Origin of the sequence: Sedimenticola selenatireducens (genome assembly GCF_007625115.1) — a bacterium.
GTDB lineage: Bacteria > Pseudomonadota > Gammaproteobacteria > Chromatiales > Chromatiaceae > Sedimenticola > Sedimenticola selenatireducens_A.
This window is the reverse complement of the sequence record NZ_VMNH01000023.1, coordinates 1-14,680: the sequence shown is the minus strand read 5'-3', so window position 1 is coordinate 14,680 and position 14,680 is coordinate 1. Positions and strand designations below refer to the sequence as shown.

The window sequence follows — 14,680 nt, the reverse complement described above, 5'->3', positions numbered from 1 at the left end:
GGGAGAGACTATGAGTTATAATTTCGCAAAAGGTATCGAAGTTCTTGATCAGCAAATTGATTCTAGAATTGAGGCCTATTTCTCCTCCTGCGTTCATTGCGGTCTCTGTGCCGAGGCATGTTTGTTTTATACCGAGACCAGTGATCCTCGTTATACCCCGATCTATAAGCTGGAGCCTATGCGCCGGTTATGGCGTGAAAAGCATACATTTTGGGGAAAATTTTTGATCAAGATGGGCTTGAGTCAACCGCTAAAAGAGCAGGACTTTGCGGATTGGGAAACGCTTGTCTATGACAGTTGCACCATGTGTGGTCGTTGTTCCATGGTCTGCCCAGTTGGTATCGATATTACTTACATGATTCGCAAGGAACGTGAAGGATTTTCTGCTGCTGGGTACACGCCTGTGGGCTTGCAGGAGGCAACCAAGCGCGCATTGACCATTGGTAGCCCAATGGGGGTTACATTGAAGACCCTCAAGGCGGCATTAGTCCATGTTGAGAAGAGTACTGGTCTGAAGATCCCGCTTGATCAGTCAGGTGCGGATTACATGGCCCTGTTTTCATCGATGGAGGTGGTGAATTTTCCAGAATATATTGAAAGCGTTGCACGCATTTTTGCTGCAGCTAATGTCTCCTGGACAATCAGCAGTGAGGCGTTTGAGGCGACCAACAGTGGGATACAAATAGGTAGTCATGACGCTGCCAAAGAGATCGTTAGCCGGGTTGTAATTGCGGCTGAGGCATTAGGCGTCAAGTATGTCATTAGCCCCGAATGCGGACATGCCTATACTGCGATTCGTTGGGAAGGCCCCAATCTAATCGGTCGTGCATATAAATTTGAAGTTATTCATATACTGGAGTTACTTGATCAATTGCAAAAGGAGGGTCGCCTGCAATTTACGGGTAAAACCGACACGCCTTTAACCTTCCATGATCCTTGCCAAATAGTGCGTCGTGGTGGCGTTATAGAGTCCCCGAGAACACTGCTTGATTCAGTCTCATCTGGATTTGTCGAGATGACTGACCATGGGAGTATGAACTGGTGCTGCGGTGGCGGTGGCGGTGTCAGTGCCAACGAACGAGCGGAAGATTTGCGATTGAAGGTGTTTGATCGCAAAAAGCAGCAGATTGAATCGCTCGGTGTGACAACAATGGTTACCTCCTGCGCTAACTGTCGCATAGTGTTGGAGGAGGGAATAGAGGATCGCGAGATGGATGTTGAGGTTATCGGATTAACTGAACTTCTCGCTGAGTATCTGATGGATAACTCAACACCTGCTGCCTGATCTAAATAACGGTGATCTCTGCTGTCTCGGAGTTAATCAAAGAGGTGTGTTGTGTGAATAGAGACTCGATTACGCCCGTTGTTCTTTGATTCATAGAGCGCCGTATCAGCCTGTTTTAGCAACTCTTGGGTTGACTGGTTTTGGTATTCAGCAATGCCGATGGAAACGTGAATGGTGAGTCCCTGGTCAATATCATCGTGAGTATATCCAGCAACCTTTTCTCTGATACGTTCGGTAACCGTTTTTGCTTCTATGATTCGAGTGTTCGGCATAATCAGGAGGAACTCTTCTCCGCCATAACGGCCAATACTGTCAGGGCTACGCAGTTCCTTTGATACCAGACTGGCGAATCGTTTCAGAACAGTATCGCCAGCATGATGACCGTAGGTATCGTTAATTTCTTTGAACAGATCCAGATCCATCAGGGCAATGCAGAAATGATTGCCACTTCGTTCTGTTCGCTCCCACTCCTTGGAAAGTTCGCTCATGATTGAACGTCGATTATGCAGGCCGGTAAGTTCGTCCGTAACGGCCAATTCTTGAATCTTCTTCAAAGCCTTGTTGAGATGGGTGTTTCGCTCATTCAACCGCTCACGTAGTCGATTCAGATAAGCACCCATCAGGGCAAATGAGGGTAGTACAATAATAAGGGCAGCCCAGTACAAGATCTCAAGATTGATGTCGATCGTCTCAGGGCGATTCTGTATGAGGAGTTGTAGCATCAAGCCATAGGCGGCAATGGAAAAGGCATCTAACAGCAGAAATTGTCGAAAGCTGAGCCTGAAAACGCCGAAGAGATGACTGGTAAGGTAGAGGAGTAACAGTATGCCGCGGCCATCCGTGACCAAGTATGAAATCTGTACCGTTAAAATCGTACTGGCAACAATCTGCAATGATGTCAGGCTGGGGTCACTGAAGCGCAGATTGAGACCGGTTTTGAATAGCACGAAAAAGAGTGCGTTGATTAAAACCATCAGGCCAATGAAGTAGAGGTAGTACTCCATTGTGAGATATCCGAGCCAGACCAGTAGGCCTACCATGAAGGCGCCAATCAGATAGCTTGTTACTGCCATTAGATAGCGCCGAAAACGTAACTGCTGGGCATAGGTGGCCCGCATGGCTTGATTTTCGCGCTCTATGATTTCCTGATGATCCATATAAGGTTTTTCCTTCGGCTGGCCAATCATACACCACATACATGGTAAGCGTGTCTACAGATAGGTCAGCAGTCTGTGATAGATCTCTTTCAGTCCAACCGGCTTGCTGAGGTAATCATTCATCCCCGCATCAAGGCATCGTTCACGGTCACCCGGCATGGCCAGTGCGGTCAGTGCTATTATTGGGGTGTTCGCCAGAACAGGGTGGTTTCGTAGTTGGCGGGTGACCTCCAAGCCATCCATATCGCTCAGCTGGATGTCCATCAGGATAATACCCGGAAGATGCTCATAGGCCAGCTTTAATGCTTCAATGCCGCTGCCCGCACTCACAACATTAAACCCTTGAAGGCGCAGAAAATCACTCATCATGGCTTGGTTGGCCGGGTTATCTTCTGTCAGCAGGAGAGTGACGCCTTGTATCGACTGGTGTTGTGCAGGTGATCCGGCCAAGTGTGCTTCGGTCAGCTTTTGGTGATGGGCGCAGTTGTCATCCCTGGACCAAGGGAGCGTAACGGTAAAGCGACTGCCTTTACCCACTTCACTTTCAACTGCCACATCACCGCCGTGCAGTTGCGCCATACGTTTTACTAGGGTGAGACCCAATCCGGTGCCGCTGTATCGGCGGGTTGATTCATTATCCAACTGTACAAAAGGTTCAAACAGGTGTTGCAGTTGTGTGGTCTCAATACCAATTCCATCATCCCAAACGGAGAGTTCAACCTGGCCCTGCTCATCGTTACCTTTAATCTGAAGGCCAATCTTGCCGCCTTCTGGGGTGAATTTGATGGCATTGCTCAATAGATTGACCAGCAGTTGCTTCAAGCGCCGCCCGTCACCATGGATCAGTTTTACTGAAGGGTCAATCTGCTGTTCAAGATGATGGCGTTTCATATTAGCGGGTTGGCGAACCAGCCTCAGGCTGGCTTCGACAAGCTGGTCTACCGGGAGATAGTCCCATTTCAGCTCCATTTTTCCTGATTCGACCTTGGCGACATCCAGGATATCGTTGATTAGCGTTAGCAAGTGGCGTGAGCTTTCTTGAATCGTGCCCAACGCACGATTCTGGCCGCTGTTTACAGGGCCGTATAACGCATCTTGAAGCATTTCAGTCAGTCCCATGACCGTAGTCAGTGGTGTACGCAATTCATGACTCATCGTCGCCAGGAACATATCTTTGGTCTTGGCGGCTTGTGCTAACTCAGCGTTGGCAATGTTGAGTGCAAGTGTTCTCCGCTCTACCCGTTCAGACAGTAAGGATTTCTCATGCTTCAGTTCATTCTGCGAACCGGCCAGACTCTCTTGCATGGTTTTGAGTGCTTGTAACAGTTCACCGGCCTCATCGTTGCCTCTTTCCGGTATGGGGCCTGTGAGGTTTCCCTGGGTGATGCGCCGGGCAACGTTTGTGGCTTGAACAATGGGATGCGCGATCATTCGATCGGCAAGCCAAACCAGTGTAATGATTGTCAGAGTTAACAGGCTGATAACGGCAATAAGAATACGCTGTTCAATCTCTCGCTGATGATGCGTCAGTTTTTCGAGTTTTTCCTGTTTGTACATTACTGCGGACGCGACAACTTGGTCCATCAGTTCAGTGGGTTGACGATCTATTCCCCTAACCTGCCTATCGACTTCGATAGTGGTATCGCTACTGATCTCTTTAATAGAATCGAGTGCCTGTCGGTATTGTTGACCCAGGTTGAGGTGGGCCATTTTAAAATCAGAGGCGGCCTGCCAGGCCGGTGTATTAGGTTCCAGCTTACTCAATAGAGTAACAATGCTGTGTTGTGTTTTTTGCTCTTCTTGCTGAAATTGATCCAGGTATTTCTGGTAGAGGAGCGGTTGATGACCTCGAATCAATATGTTTTTCCACTCTTGAACCTGTTTTTTGAAGTGGACTTGGGTGGCAAGACTTTCCGTTACAATCTGGAAGGTCTGCTCGGCTATCTGGCTTGCATTATTTGTCGCCTGCTTGAAACTGATTGAAGCATAAAAGCCGACAGCTAAATTAATGACCAAGGCTGTGCTGATGGTGGTGAAGAGTTTCCATCGGATATTCATTTTGACATGATTGTCCTAGCCAGATTTCACGGAAGCCTAGTGTACATTAGAAGTGATCTGGCACCGATAGTGAGACATCATAAGCCCTTTTGATATTTCTATTTATTCTACTGCTAAGGGAAATACCCTATTGATGTCTCATATTTGTAACAGTTACGCTTCAAAGCTACGTGCCTGTAACATTGCGGTCATATAATAATTATATGCAACAGTTCCGAAAGGGTACCAATAGGGAGGCGGAAATGGTGTTTGGAAAAGGCGTAAAAAGCATTCTCTTTGCAGTGCTGAGTGTCAATGCCAGTTTATTATCAGCACAAGGCTTAGAAGAGGCCGCGCGCGAAGTCGAGAAAGCTATTCACTTGACGCCTGATATACAAAACGGCAAGAAGGTCTACATGATTTGCACGGTTTGTCATCGGCCGGAGGGCTGGGCCAGCCCGGATGGCATGTATCCACAGATTGCCGGGCAGCGGGCCAGCGTACTGATTAAGCAATTGGCTGATATACGAGCCAGAAATCGTGATAACCCAACCATGTTGCCGTTCACCTCTCCAAGATTATTGGGGGGTGCCCAAGAGATTGCCGATGTCGCCGCCTATATTTCCCAATTACCCATGAGTCCAAATAATACTGTTGGACCTGGTTATGACTTGGCCATGGGGGAGAAGCTGTATGCGGAGGAGTGTGCTGAGTGTCATGGTAAGTCAGGCGAGGGAGATATAAAAGATCATATTCCGATGATTCAGGGTCAAAATTACTATTATCTGATTCGTCAGTTTGATTGGATTCGTTCAGGTAAGCGGCGAAATGCGGATTCTAAGATGGTAAAGCAGATCCAGCGGTTTACTCCACGTGAAGAGCTGGCTGTGCTGGACTATGTATCGAGGATTGAACCACCAAAGGAAAAGCTCGCCACGCCGGGTTGGTTGAACCCAGATTTCCCCAATTATGCGCGTAACCCATGGCCGCAAATGCCGATGCCGCAGATGCCTCAAATGCCCATGCCGCAGATGCCGATGCCACAAATGCCTCGGTGAGTTGTTGTTAGATGGATATTAATAAGAAACGGGGCCAGATGGCCCCGTTTCTTTATTGCGCTAAGGTTCTATCAACCAAAGATATCGTGGGTGATGTTTTTGAACCAGCTGTGTGCATAAAGTACTTCACGTTTGAACACTTCTGGACTGGCATCGCCGGGTGTCAGGCCACCAGAGACGGAAGCGATCTTGGAGCGGTCTTCCGTCAAACGGTAAACGGCCGCGACAGAGAATCCATAGTCTTTGCCCGCAATCGAGTAGCAGGTATTGACGTAGGACGGCGTACCGGGCTCTTGACCATTCATCATGGCTACGATGGCGGCTGCACAGACCTTGGCCTGCGAGTTACCAGAGTAACCTGACTTAGGCATGCTGGATGCGATACTCGCATCACCAATAACATGGATATTGGGATGAATCTTGGATTCAAACGTACCCAGGTCAATGGGGCACCAGCCGCTGTCGTTGGTCAGTCCCGCTGCAAAGGCGATAGCACCGGCCTTTTGGGGTGGGATAACATTGAGAACGTCGGCCTTGATCTCATCACCAAAGGCGGTAACGATGGAGTTGTTGGCTGCATTGACCTTCACAACACCAGCCTCTTCCTGCTGGCCATGCCATTCGATCATGGCATTGTCGGTCTGATAGCCATACATCTTTTTCCAGGCGCCGGTGAACAGGCCTTGCTTGGAGAACTTAGGCTTTGGATCAAAGATCATAACCTTTGATTTAGGCTTGTGATGCTTCAGATACATAGCGATCTGACTGGCACGCTCGTAAGGTCCAGGAGGGCAACGGAAAGGGTTGGGTGGTGCCGCAATGACGACGGTACCGCCATCCTTCATGTCTTCCAACTGTTTACGCAGCATGGCAGTTTGTGGGCCGGCCTTCCAGGCGTGTGGAATCTTCTCAGCCACCGTGGCGTCGTAGCCTTCGATCTTGTCCCATTGGAAGTCAATGCCGGGAGCGACAATGCAGCGGTCGTAGGCGTATGTGCTGCCACTGGAGGTCTTTACGACCCGTGCCTTGGCGTCAATACCCGTTACCTTATCATGGACGACTTTTACGCCATGCTTTCCGAGCCCGGTATAGCCGAACTTGATGGAGTCCATGGAGCGTTCGCCACCCAATACTTCGTTGCTCATGTAGCAGGTGTAGTAGTTGCTGTTGGCTTCGATCAGCGTCACATCCATGGTCGGATCAGCCATACGGAGATACTTTGCAGCCGTAGCGCCAGCAGTACCGCCGCCAACTACAACGACCTTTTTGGAAGCGCCCAGAGCAATGTAGGGTACACCGATCATGCCGGCTGCTGTTGCAGCACCAGCGGTTTGAATAAATCCTCGACGTGTAATCTTCATGTTCATATGTCCCCTGTCTTATTTCTGCTGGCTTGCATAGAAGTTGAGCAGAGCAATGACGCCATCACTACCTTCACGTTCAAGCATCTCTTCCAGTTTCTTCTTCATCTTTTTCGTGGCTTCGCGATCACCTGCTTTGTAATCAGCCAGTGTCCAGTTGACATACGGCGTCCACTGGCCGGCCAGTACGCCAGCATCATCTTCGGCTGATTGACCGCCGTCGGCATGGCATTTCTCACAGTACTTGTCGTGGAGCTTGGCGCCTTTGTCGGCTAAAGCAGGATCGAAATCCTGTTTGGCCTTCATGAACTTTTTGCCACTGTAGAAACTGGACATCGCCTTGATTTCGTCTTCGGTGTAACCCTTGGCGATACGACCCATGATGGTAGAGGGGATTTCACCACTGGCGAATCCGGCCATGGTCTCATTGAAGTAGGTTGGTGAGAGTCCTGCGATAGATGGAGCGGCTGGTCCCATACTGTTGCCGCCCGTGCCATGACAACCGGCACAGGTATTAGCTAGCATGGCGGCGTCAGCGCCCATCATCATTTTTGGCTTATCATCGGTAGCAAATGCTGAAAATGCGGCCCCAACCGCTAATCCAGCAACCAATGCGGCCTTCGTTAAGGTTTTATACGCCATGATACCTCCTTTGGTTTTCAGGCTTTTTTGTTAAAAAGAGAAGATGTAAATGCACTCTTTTTTACAATGCATGAACTCCAGATTGTCTGGAGTGTCCTGCATCACTTTACTGACATGAATAGTCTGTTCTCATGTCTGGATGTACCGGAATTCCGGATACAATTTAGTTCGCACACCCTATTTTCAGGGTTCACCCTTCAGGATTGCGATGACTTTCTTATTTCTTTTCTTTTTGGCGATATCAACGGCTGTGCGGCCGCTATGATCTGTTTTATTGATATCAGCACCATTTATTAATAGTAGTTTTACCAGCGGCTCATTGCGCGTGGTCGCTGCTTCCATAAGCGCTGTAACACCATCATTATCAGCTATATTGACATCAGCCTTACGTCGGAGCAATAGTTCAACGGCCTCTAAATGCCCTTGCCCGACTGCCCAAATAAGCGGGGTGGCGCCATCCATGTCATGCGCGTTAACGTTCGCTCCACGTGCAAGCAGCACTTCCATTACCTGGATATGACCTTTATCGGCGGCCATGATGAGTGCCGATGTACCATGATTATCGCGCGCTTCAATATCTGCGGCATGATCAATCAACATGGCTGCCGTTTCGAAGTGTCCTTTTTCTGCGGCATGTATCAGCGCTGTTTTACCTTCATTGTCACCCAGGTTTGGATTGGCGCCCTTATACAGCAGCTGTTCAACCATGTCGGTCAGCCCGTATCGGGCGGCAATAATGAGTGAATCCCAACCCGCCCGTGTTCGGGCATTCAAATCTGCACCACGCTCCAGCAACATCGCTGTGAGTGCGGAGTGGCCATTCTCTGCCGCAAAGGTGAGGGCGGTACAGCCTGCACTGGCTTTGGCGTTCACATCAGCGCCGCGGGAAAGTAGCAATGCTGTGGTTTCAATATTGTTGTTTTGGATCGCCATCATCAGGGCAGTCACGCCAAACTGGTTGCCGCTGTTGATGTTGATCCCTTCATCCAGCAGTCGGGTGACTGTATCGATATCCCCGATACTGGCAGCCAATCGATATTCAGCCTCTTTCGGGTTCTCACTTGCCCATGCTGGGCTGGTAAGAATAAGGCTAAACAGTATGGCGAAGACCCTTATCTGCTTCATTGATCTCTACCGTTTCTCTGGTTATACCCTGAAAAGTTCAACCTTTATTCTCTTCATTGACGGTTTCTTCGGGTTCGTCAGGTTCTGTATGAGCGATGCCTTTATGGCAATCAATACAGGTTTCACCTTCATCAACCGCCGTGGAGTGACGTTTACGCGCCATCCGATCCTGTGAACTCAGGTCCATCTGGCTAAAATCGTGGCAACTCCGGCATTCTCTGGAATTAGTCGCCTTCATCTTGGCCCAGACGCGACTGGCCATGTCCCAGCGGTGTGCTTCGTACTTTTCTTTTGTATCGATGGTGCCGAGAATTTCGTGCAGGACATCTTTGTAGGCCAGTACCTTGGCGACCATTTTTGGGCCAAATTCTTTGGGTACATGGCAGTCAGAGCAGGTGGCGCGAACACCGGAGATGTTCTGGTAGTGAACGGTCTCTTTGTACTCTTCCAGATTGACTTTCATGGAGTGACAGGAGGTGCAGAACTCCATCTCATTGGTTGCAGAGAGTCCCATATTAAATAAGCCGGTAAAGAGTACGCCTGCCGAAAATACAAGCACAAGAATGAGAACGAATTTTTTTCGTGAGATGGTCCCGCTGGTGGAACTGCTTGCCATACACTACCCTCAAAACGTTTCCATGGATCAAAGGGTCAAACAACGCTAGGGGTAGTGTGTCGGCTAAAATGATTGGCTTACATATACAATTATGCTGCCAATTTCATTAACCTGCTTCCCCGCCTGTAACGCCTCTCTTACATAGAATTTATCTTTATTATTCACAATGATGGTACGGGATATTATGGCTTTTTGCAAAGCAGCTAAAGGTTTTCCACTAGTTGTTTTTGGCGGGGGTTAATTGCGGGAGCGGAATGCTAGGTAATAGCGTAATTCATTGATTATAAAAAATAATGCTATGTTATTCGGATAGAATTTTTTTGCGCATTCATTTTTGCTGTGCTGCGATCAGAAAATTGAATGGTTTTTTTGCGATAAATTGGAATGATTCTCATGCCGTCAGTTTTACATACAAAAGCGGTAATTCACGAGGTAGCTGTGATGGCTTGTGGATCACCACGTAACTGCCTGTTCCAAAGAGATGGGGCAGATAGTCATTGGCCTTTGCATCGATCGTGACACAGAAAGGTTGTAGTCCGAGTTGCCTTGCTTCATGAATAGCCTGGCGTGTATCTTCAATACCATAACGCCCCTCATATTTATCTAAATCGTTCGGTTTGCCGTCAGTAAGTATCAATAACAGTCGACGCCCAGAAGGTTGGTTTTTCAGTAGTTCGCTGCTGTGTCTGATTGCGGCACCCATGCGTGTGTAATAGCCTGGTTTGATGGCATCTATGCGTCCTCTGATCATCCCTGAGTAGTGCTCATCAAAGCTTTTTATCTGATGAACGCGGACAGGATCCCGCTTGCGTGAAGAGAATCCGTACATGGCGAACTGATCCCCCGTGGCGGCAAGACTTTCCGCGAACAAGTAGAGTGAGTCCCGAATGACATCAATGACCCTGGCGTGGTTGTTGACCCAGGTATCAGTCGAAAGTGATAGATCGGCAAGCAGCAGACAGGCCAGATCGCGAGCGCCAACACGGAGATCTTTGTAGAGGCCGTCACTGGCCGAGGTATGCCCTGCGGCTCGGTCTGTGGCATAACGCAGATAGGCATCAATATCCACTTCACAGCCATCTTGTTGCCCGCGATGCCAGATGCGTGCGGGCATCAGGTGTTGAAACTGAGCGCGCAATTTTCTGGCCGTTTTTCGTAGTGTTTCTGGTAGATCCCTGGGCTGGGCGTCTGCGGCCATCATTGGCACGATTCGGCAGTGGTCTGGGATCAGCTTCTGTTTTTTGAAGTCCCACTCCGGTAGTAGTATACCTTCACCCAGCACCAGATCATCATTCGCCTCAGAGGGTAGATCCAAATCAAAGCGTAGTTTGCCTGCGGAGGCCTTGGCATCGCGGCTTACGCTGAGGTTATCCATGTCTTTGAGCGCATCTGCGGCACTGTCAAGATCTTCATTCTCTTCAGAGCCCCGGTCCAGGTTGGCAAATTCGCCCCAGGTGAAGATATTCTCCATGCGAACGGTGATCAGCCCCTTATCTTCTTGTTCCGGTTTCTTGGCGCGCTCAGATTTGTGGCGCTGCATGTCTTCAATCTCTTTTGTTTCGCCCTGGCCTCGCTCACCCTCTTCGTCACCCGCGCGACTGGTTGAGGGCGCAGATATGGGAGGGAAGGGGTGTAGCCAGAGGGGTACCGGCTGTGGAGGTCTTTTTGCTGCAGGCAGTTTTTCAACGCTTCCTGGTTCGAGTAGGGCCTGCCGGATAGCGTGTTCCTGGGCTGCTTCAGCCGGTGGGAGTTTATCTTCTGGTGTGCGTTCTGCCAGATGGGCGTCTACCAACGCTGCATAGCGTTTAGCAATGCCTGGATAGTTATGTAATGTTTTTATCGTCAGGCGTTGGTTCTTGTTCAACCATGCCTCCTCTTCCTGATGGTCGCCGACAGCCAGGGCAGCAAGCCAGGTGTAGAGGTAGTGGTTGAGTTGTCTTTCTGGGAAATAATCGATCACTGCCGGTAGTCGAAGTGACTGCTCATCGCGCCACGCCAGTTCAACGCGTCGGTTACTTCCGGCAATGCGCTGTAGCAATCCCCGCCGTGCACCATGTTCTGTGGCATTGGCGGCGGCGACTTCGAGCCCGCCATCACCTCCCAAGGCACGGAACATAACGCCCATAATCTGCTCGATATCTTCCAGATGCACGGCCGCTTCGGGATAGCGGGTTTCCGCCGCACGTGTAATCATCCGGTGCCAGAGTTCACCAACTTTCTCTTCCAATGTTAGGTTTCTCCGGTTTGCTGGTTACGATCGTCGGAATTAGGCTGTCTGGTCCGTTTTCCGTTGCTGTCCCGGCCAGTAACCACGGGAATGGCTTCCAGGTCATCCACCCATTTTAGTAATCCAGGGCGTTTCTCCTGTGCTTGTACCTGATTACAGGCCGAGATGCATTGGGCGCATTCAGTGCAAGTAAACATCTTGCGCTTGATAGAGCGGGGCTTGAGTCGCATGGGGCAGACATTGTCACAGGCGTTATTGCAATCAGAACAGAGGTTGGCCCGGTTTCTGTCAAAACCGACAACCATCCCTTTATTATTGGCCATCCAGGCAAGACTTTGAAAAAGTCCCACGGCACAGCCAAAACGACAAAACAGATGGCGGGCAAACATGAACTCGATAAAAAGTAGCAGCGTTCCTACACCGAGAAACCGCATCTGATTAGGTGTCAATGAAGCCGTCAAGAGGTTCTGATAGATCTCAAACGGGGGTAACAGGTAAGTAAGCAATGATAGTGCCCAGAGGAACGCGAAGAGTAATGCAGCCAGGATCGTGACTGGCCAATAACGCCTATCGGGTTTCTGTATCTTTCCATTGGGTTGCAGTTCAGGTAGTGGGTTTTTCTCCCAGATACTGGGTTTGCCGCTGGCGCGATACATCAGTTTGTTGATCGTCTCCACGACTGAAAAGTGTGGGCAGAGCCAGCCACAATAGAGCCTGCCAAAACGCCAAGCGCTCCAGATCAACCCGCCACCCACCAGGGCAAGTGGGAGAAATCCCCGAACAATCAGATTGAAGGCGGCTTCGCCGGGGCCAATCTCCCCAGCGATAAAGGCATCCAGCCCAAGTGTCCAGTGCTGGCCTAGAAAGAAGAAGTGATTCTGGGTAAGATCGAATCGAAACAGATCTAAAGGCGGGGCGAGAACAAACAGGGTAAAAAAACCGGCCTGAAACCAGAACCGATTTTTTTGTTGTTTGGTGGCTTGACTGACAAGGCTCATCAGGCATTAGCGTCCGAACGCAATTTCCACTACTTCCATCAGTGCACGAGTGGTTTCATCGTCATCCGTGAGGGGTTCTACCATGGCCGCCCGACACGCCTCTACCGGGTCATAACCACCGAGTATCAGGGTGGCGGTATAGACCAATAGGCGGGTGGATGCAGCCTCTTCCAGATCATGATCTTTCAGTGCGCGAAGCGAATTAGCCAGATTGACCAACCGCTTGGCCATCATGCCATCAATGCCAGTTTCACCGATGATCACCTCTTGCTCCAACTCGGCATTGGGGAAGTCAAAGCGCGCGGCTACAAAGCGTTGACGGGTGCTGGGCTTCATCCCCTTGAGCAGATTCTGATAACCTGGATTATAGGAGACGACCAGCATGAACTCGGGTGGCGCATGTAGAATTTCACCCGTTCGTTCAATAGGTAGAATACGTCTGTCATCAGTCAATGGATGTAATACCACGGTCGTATCCTTACGGGCCTCAACCACCTCATCCAGATAGCAGATGGCGCCCTCTCTGACCGCCCTGGTCAGTGGACCATCACTCCAGTAGGTACCATTCTCACCAATCAAATGTCGGCCTACCAGATCGGCCGCAGTCAGGTCGTCATGGCAGGCGACTGTGTAGACCGGTCGATTCATACGAGCAGCCATGTAATTGATGAATCGTGTCTTACCGCAGCCGGTTGGACCCTTAATCAGCATGGGTAGCTGATGTTTGTAGGCATGCTCGAACAGCTCAATTTCATTGCCCTGCGGCTTGTAGAAAGGGGTCTCTGTTTTCAACGTCTGTTCTGCGGTTGGGGTCGCATTGGTCATCCGGATAAGTCCCGTAGTCAGTAAACTATTATCGAGCAAGAATGAAGGCTGTGGTTATCAGGCTGCCTGGAATGATTAGCCAAACTGAAACAGGCCAGCGCCATAGGCCGCGAAGACCGCCTAAACCCATGAAATAGGCCCCTACCAGGTGACCCTTGATCATGGCAATACCTAATACGAACAGGGCAATCGTCAGTCCACCCATCTGTTGTTCACCGATATAGAATGTCACAAAGGTGAGTGTAACCAGTAGTACAAATACCCAAGTGCAGGGGCGCATGCCTAAAAAAGTTTTTTTGCTCATGGTCATTCCTTAGCGCATGACGTAGACGAGGGGAAAGAGGATCAGCCACACCAGATCGACCATATGCCAATAGGAGGCTCCTGTCTCTACGCCAGTGTGTTCAGTGGCGTTATAGCCGCCTTTTTTTGCCTTGATAGCAACTGCAGCCAGAATCACCATGCCCATGATGACATGCATGAAATGGAAGACGGTCAATGACAGGTAGAACATGTAAAAGGTATTGGTACTCAGGTTGATGCCCTGACCAAAATGATGGGCGTACTCCCCCACCTTAACGACCAGGAAGACAGCGCCCATTCCCATGGCTGCAACTAACCAGCGTGAACAGATTAGGTGATGGCCATCCTTGATGGCGGCTACGGCGCGCACTACAAAGTAGGAGCTCGTAATCAATGCCAGCGTATTGATTAGTGCGGCTTCACGGTCCAGGTGGAGTTGAAACTCGTTAAACAGCGCCACATTATTCATTCGGGTAAAGGCATAGGCACCAAAAAAGGCCGCAAATACCGACAGCTCTGCGAGGATAAATATCCAGATCGCCAGATCACCCGGAGGGTAGCGATTGACTGTGTTCAGGTTGATGGCGTCTACTGCCTGTGTCATCGGTTTGATTCCATTGGGAAAGCTGCTGGGTGTGTATTAGATCTTACAAATCAGCAGGTTAATACATGATGGAAGGCTAAGGTAACAGAAAGGGCGTGGGGGAAGAATTGATAAATGTTAAATCAATGAAAAAATATCCAACTATTTTAGTCAAGTAAGTGATGATGTCCTGAAAATAGGCGTGACACGCCCTTGGCAATTTGCTCCCGCACATCCCTGTGCTTCGCGGTATACGTCCCTCCCTGGACATAAAAAAGGCCGGCTCAAAGAGCCGGCCTTTCATGTGGAGCGTTAAGCCCCCAGGATGTTACTTAAACTCAGAAGCGACGGCCTCTGGCTCATCCTGACCGATAAAGAAGCTGGCGATATAGACCACCAGACCGATCAGGAACATCACACCGGCAATCTCACGCAACCAGTAGAACAGTGAGATCTGATCCTG

Annotated in this window: 13 protein-coding genes; 2 read left to right on the top strand and 11 right to left on the bottom strand. The window is 49.8% G+C overall.

From position 1 onward, the window contains the following. The first annotated feature begins 10 nt into the window (after positions 1-10). Positions 11-1,285: a (Fe-S)-binding protein gene (locus FHP88_RS14780; protein ID WP_144359865.1), complete on the top strand. Its 1,275-nt coding sequence runs from the start codon at positions 11-13 to the stop codon at positions 1,283-1,285. Positions 1,286-1,317: 32 nt separating this feature from the next. On the opposite strand, the gene FHP88_RS14775 is transcribed toward FHP88_RS14780, so the two are convergent. Further along, positions 1,318-2,442: a GGDEF domain-containing protein gene (locus tag FHP88_RS14775; protein WP_186297743.1), complete on the bottom strand. Its 1,125-nt coding sequence runs from the start codon at positions 2,440-2,442 to the stop codon at positions 1,318-1,320. Between the two features lie 54 nt (positions 2,443-2,496). After that, on the bottom strand, positions 2,497-4,500 hold the full coding sequence (locus tag FHP88_RS14770) for an ATP-binding protein (protein WP_144359863.1): 2,004 nt from the start codon (positions 4,498-4,500) through the stop codon (positions 2,497-2,499). Positions 4,501-4,742: 242 nt separating this feature from the next. On the opposite strand from FHP88_RS14770, the gene FHP88_RS14765 reads away from it, so the two are divergent. After that, positions 4,743-5,537: a c-type cytochrome gene (locus FHP88_RS14765; RefSeq protein ID WP_144359862.1), complete on the top strand. Its 795-nt coding sequence runs from the start codon at positions 4,743-4,745 to the stop codon at positions 5,535-5,537. Positions 5,538-5,608: 71 nt separating this feature from the next. Here the strand turns inward: FHP88_RS14765 and FHP88_RS14760 are convergent, their stop codons facing one another. The 9 genes from FHP88_RS14760 to FHP88_RS14720 form a co-directional block, all read right to left on the bottom strand. Next, positions 5,609-6,898, bottom strand: a complete 1,290-nt coding sequence (locus FHP88_RS14760; RefSeq protein WP_144359861.1) for an NAD(P)/FAD-dependent oxidoreductase — start codon at positions 6,896-6,898, stop codon at positions 5,609-5,611. Positions 6,899-6,916: 18 nt separating this feature from the next. Next, a complete protein-coding gene (locus FHP88_RS14755; protein ID WP_144359860.1) occupies positions 6,917-7,540 on the bottom strand; it encodes a c-type cytochrome in 624 nt (207 codons plus the stop codon). 183 nt (positions 7,541-7,723) lie between these two features. Continuing rightward, positions 7,724-8,665, bottom strand: a complete 942-nt coding sequence (locus FHP88_RS14750; protein WP_144359859.1) for an ankyrin repeat domain-containing protein — start codon at positions 8,663-8,665, stop codon at positions 7,724-7,726. A 37-nt stretch (positions 8,666-8,702) separates the two neighbouring features. After that, complete coding sequence (locus tag FHP88_RS14745) at positions 8,703-9,281, bottom strand: NapC/NirT family cytochrome c (protein ID WP_144359858.1); 579 nt, start codon at positions 9,279-9,281, stop codon at positions 8,703-8,705. Positions 9,282-9,672: 391 nt separating this feature from the next. Beyond that, complete coding sequence (locus FHP88_RS14740; RefSeq protein WP_144359857.1) at positions 9,673-11,508, bottom strand: nitric oxide reductase activation protein NorD; 1,836 nt, start codon at positions 11,506-11,508, stop codon at positions 9,673-9,675. A 2-nt stretch (positions 11,509-11,510) separates the two neighbouring features. Further along, positions 11,511-12,506 carry a 4Fe-4S binding protein gene (locus FHP88_RS14735; RefSeq protein WP_144359856.1) on the bottom strand — a complete coding sequence of 332 codons (996 nt, stop codon included), beginning with the start codon at positions 12,504-12,506 and terminating at the stop codon, positions 11,511-11,513. 6 nt (positions 12,507-12,512) lie between these two features. Then, positions 12,513-13,331: a CbbQ/NirQ/NorQ/GpvN family protein gene (locus FHP88_RS14730; protein WP_144359855.1), complete on the bottom strand. Its 819-nt coding sequence runs from the start codon at positions 13,329-13,331 to the stop codon at positions 12,513-12,515. A 28-nt stretch (positions 13,332-13,359) separates the two neighbouring features. Next, on the bottom strand, positions 13,360-13,635 hold the full coding sequence (locus tag FHP88_RS14725; RefSeq protein WP_144359854.1) for a cytochrome C oxidase subunit IV family protein: 276 nt from the start codon (positions 13,633-13,635) through the stop codon (positions 13,360-13,362). 9 nt (positions 13,636-13,644) lie between these two features. Beyond that, positions 13,645-14,238 carry a cytochrome c oxidase subunit 3 family protein gene (locus FHP88_RS14720; RefSeq protein ID WP_144359853.1) on the bottom strand — a complete coding sequence of 198 codons (594 nt, stop codon included), beginning with the start codon at positions 14,236-14,238 and terminating at the stop codon, positions 13,645-13,647. Between the last annotated feature and the right edge of the window lie 442 nt (positions 14,239-14,680).

Coding starts and splice junctions, on each gene's coding strand:
- FHP88_RS14770 (WP_144359863.1), bottom strand. CDS start 4,500: ATGAATATCCGATGGAAACTCTTCACCACCATCAGCACAGCCTTGGTC.
- FHP88_RS14780 (WP_144359865.1), top strand. CDS start 11: ATGAGTTATAATTTCGCAAAAGGTATCGAAGTTCTTGATCAGCAAATT.
- FHP88_RS14735 (WP_144359856.1), bottom strand. CDS start 12,506: ATGAGCCTTGTCAGTCAAGCCACCAAACAACAAAAAAATCGGTTCTGG.
- FHP88_RS14730 (WP_144359855.1), bottom strand. CDS start 13,331: ATGACCAATGCGACCCCAACCGCAGAACAGACGTTGAAAACAGAGACC.
- FHP88_RS14755 (WP_144359860.1), bottom strand. CDS start 7,540: ATGGCGTATAAAACCTTAACGAAGGCCGCATTGGTTGCTGGATTAGCG.
- FHP88_RS14745 (WP_144359858.1), bottom strand. CDS start 9,281: ATGGCAAGCAGTTCCACCAGCGGGACCATCTCACGAAAAAAATTCGTT.
- FHP88_RS14720 (WP_144359853.1), bottom strand. CDS start 14,238: ATGACACAGGCAGTAGACGCCATCAACCTGAACACAGTCAATCGCTAC.
- FHP88_RS14750 (WP_144359859.1), bottom strand. CDS start 8,665: ATGAAGCAGATAAGGGTCTTCGCCATACTGTTTAGCCTTATTCTTACC.
- FHP88_RS14775 (WP_186297743.1), bottom strand. CDS start 2,442: ATGGATCATCAGGAAATCATAGAGCGCGAAAATCAAGCCATGCGGGCC.
- FHP88_RS14765 (WP_144359862.1), top strand. CDS start 4,743: ATGGTGTTTGGAAAAGGCGTAAAAAGCATTCTCTTTGCAGTGCTGAGT.
- FHP88_RS14760 (WP_144359861.1), bottom strand. CDS start 6,898: ATGAAGATTACACGTCGAGGATTTATTCAAACCGCTGGTGCTGCAACA.
- FHP88_RS14725 (WP_144359854.1), bottom strand. CDS start 13,635: ATGAGCAAAAAAACTTTTTTAGGCATGCGCCCCTGCACTTGGGTATTT.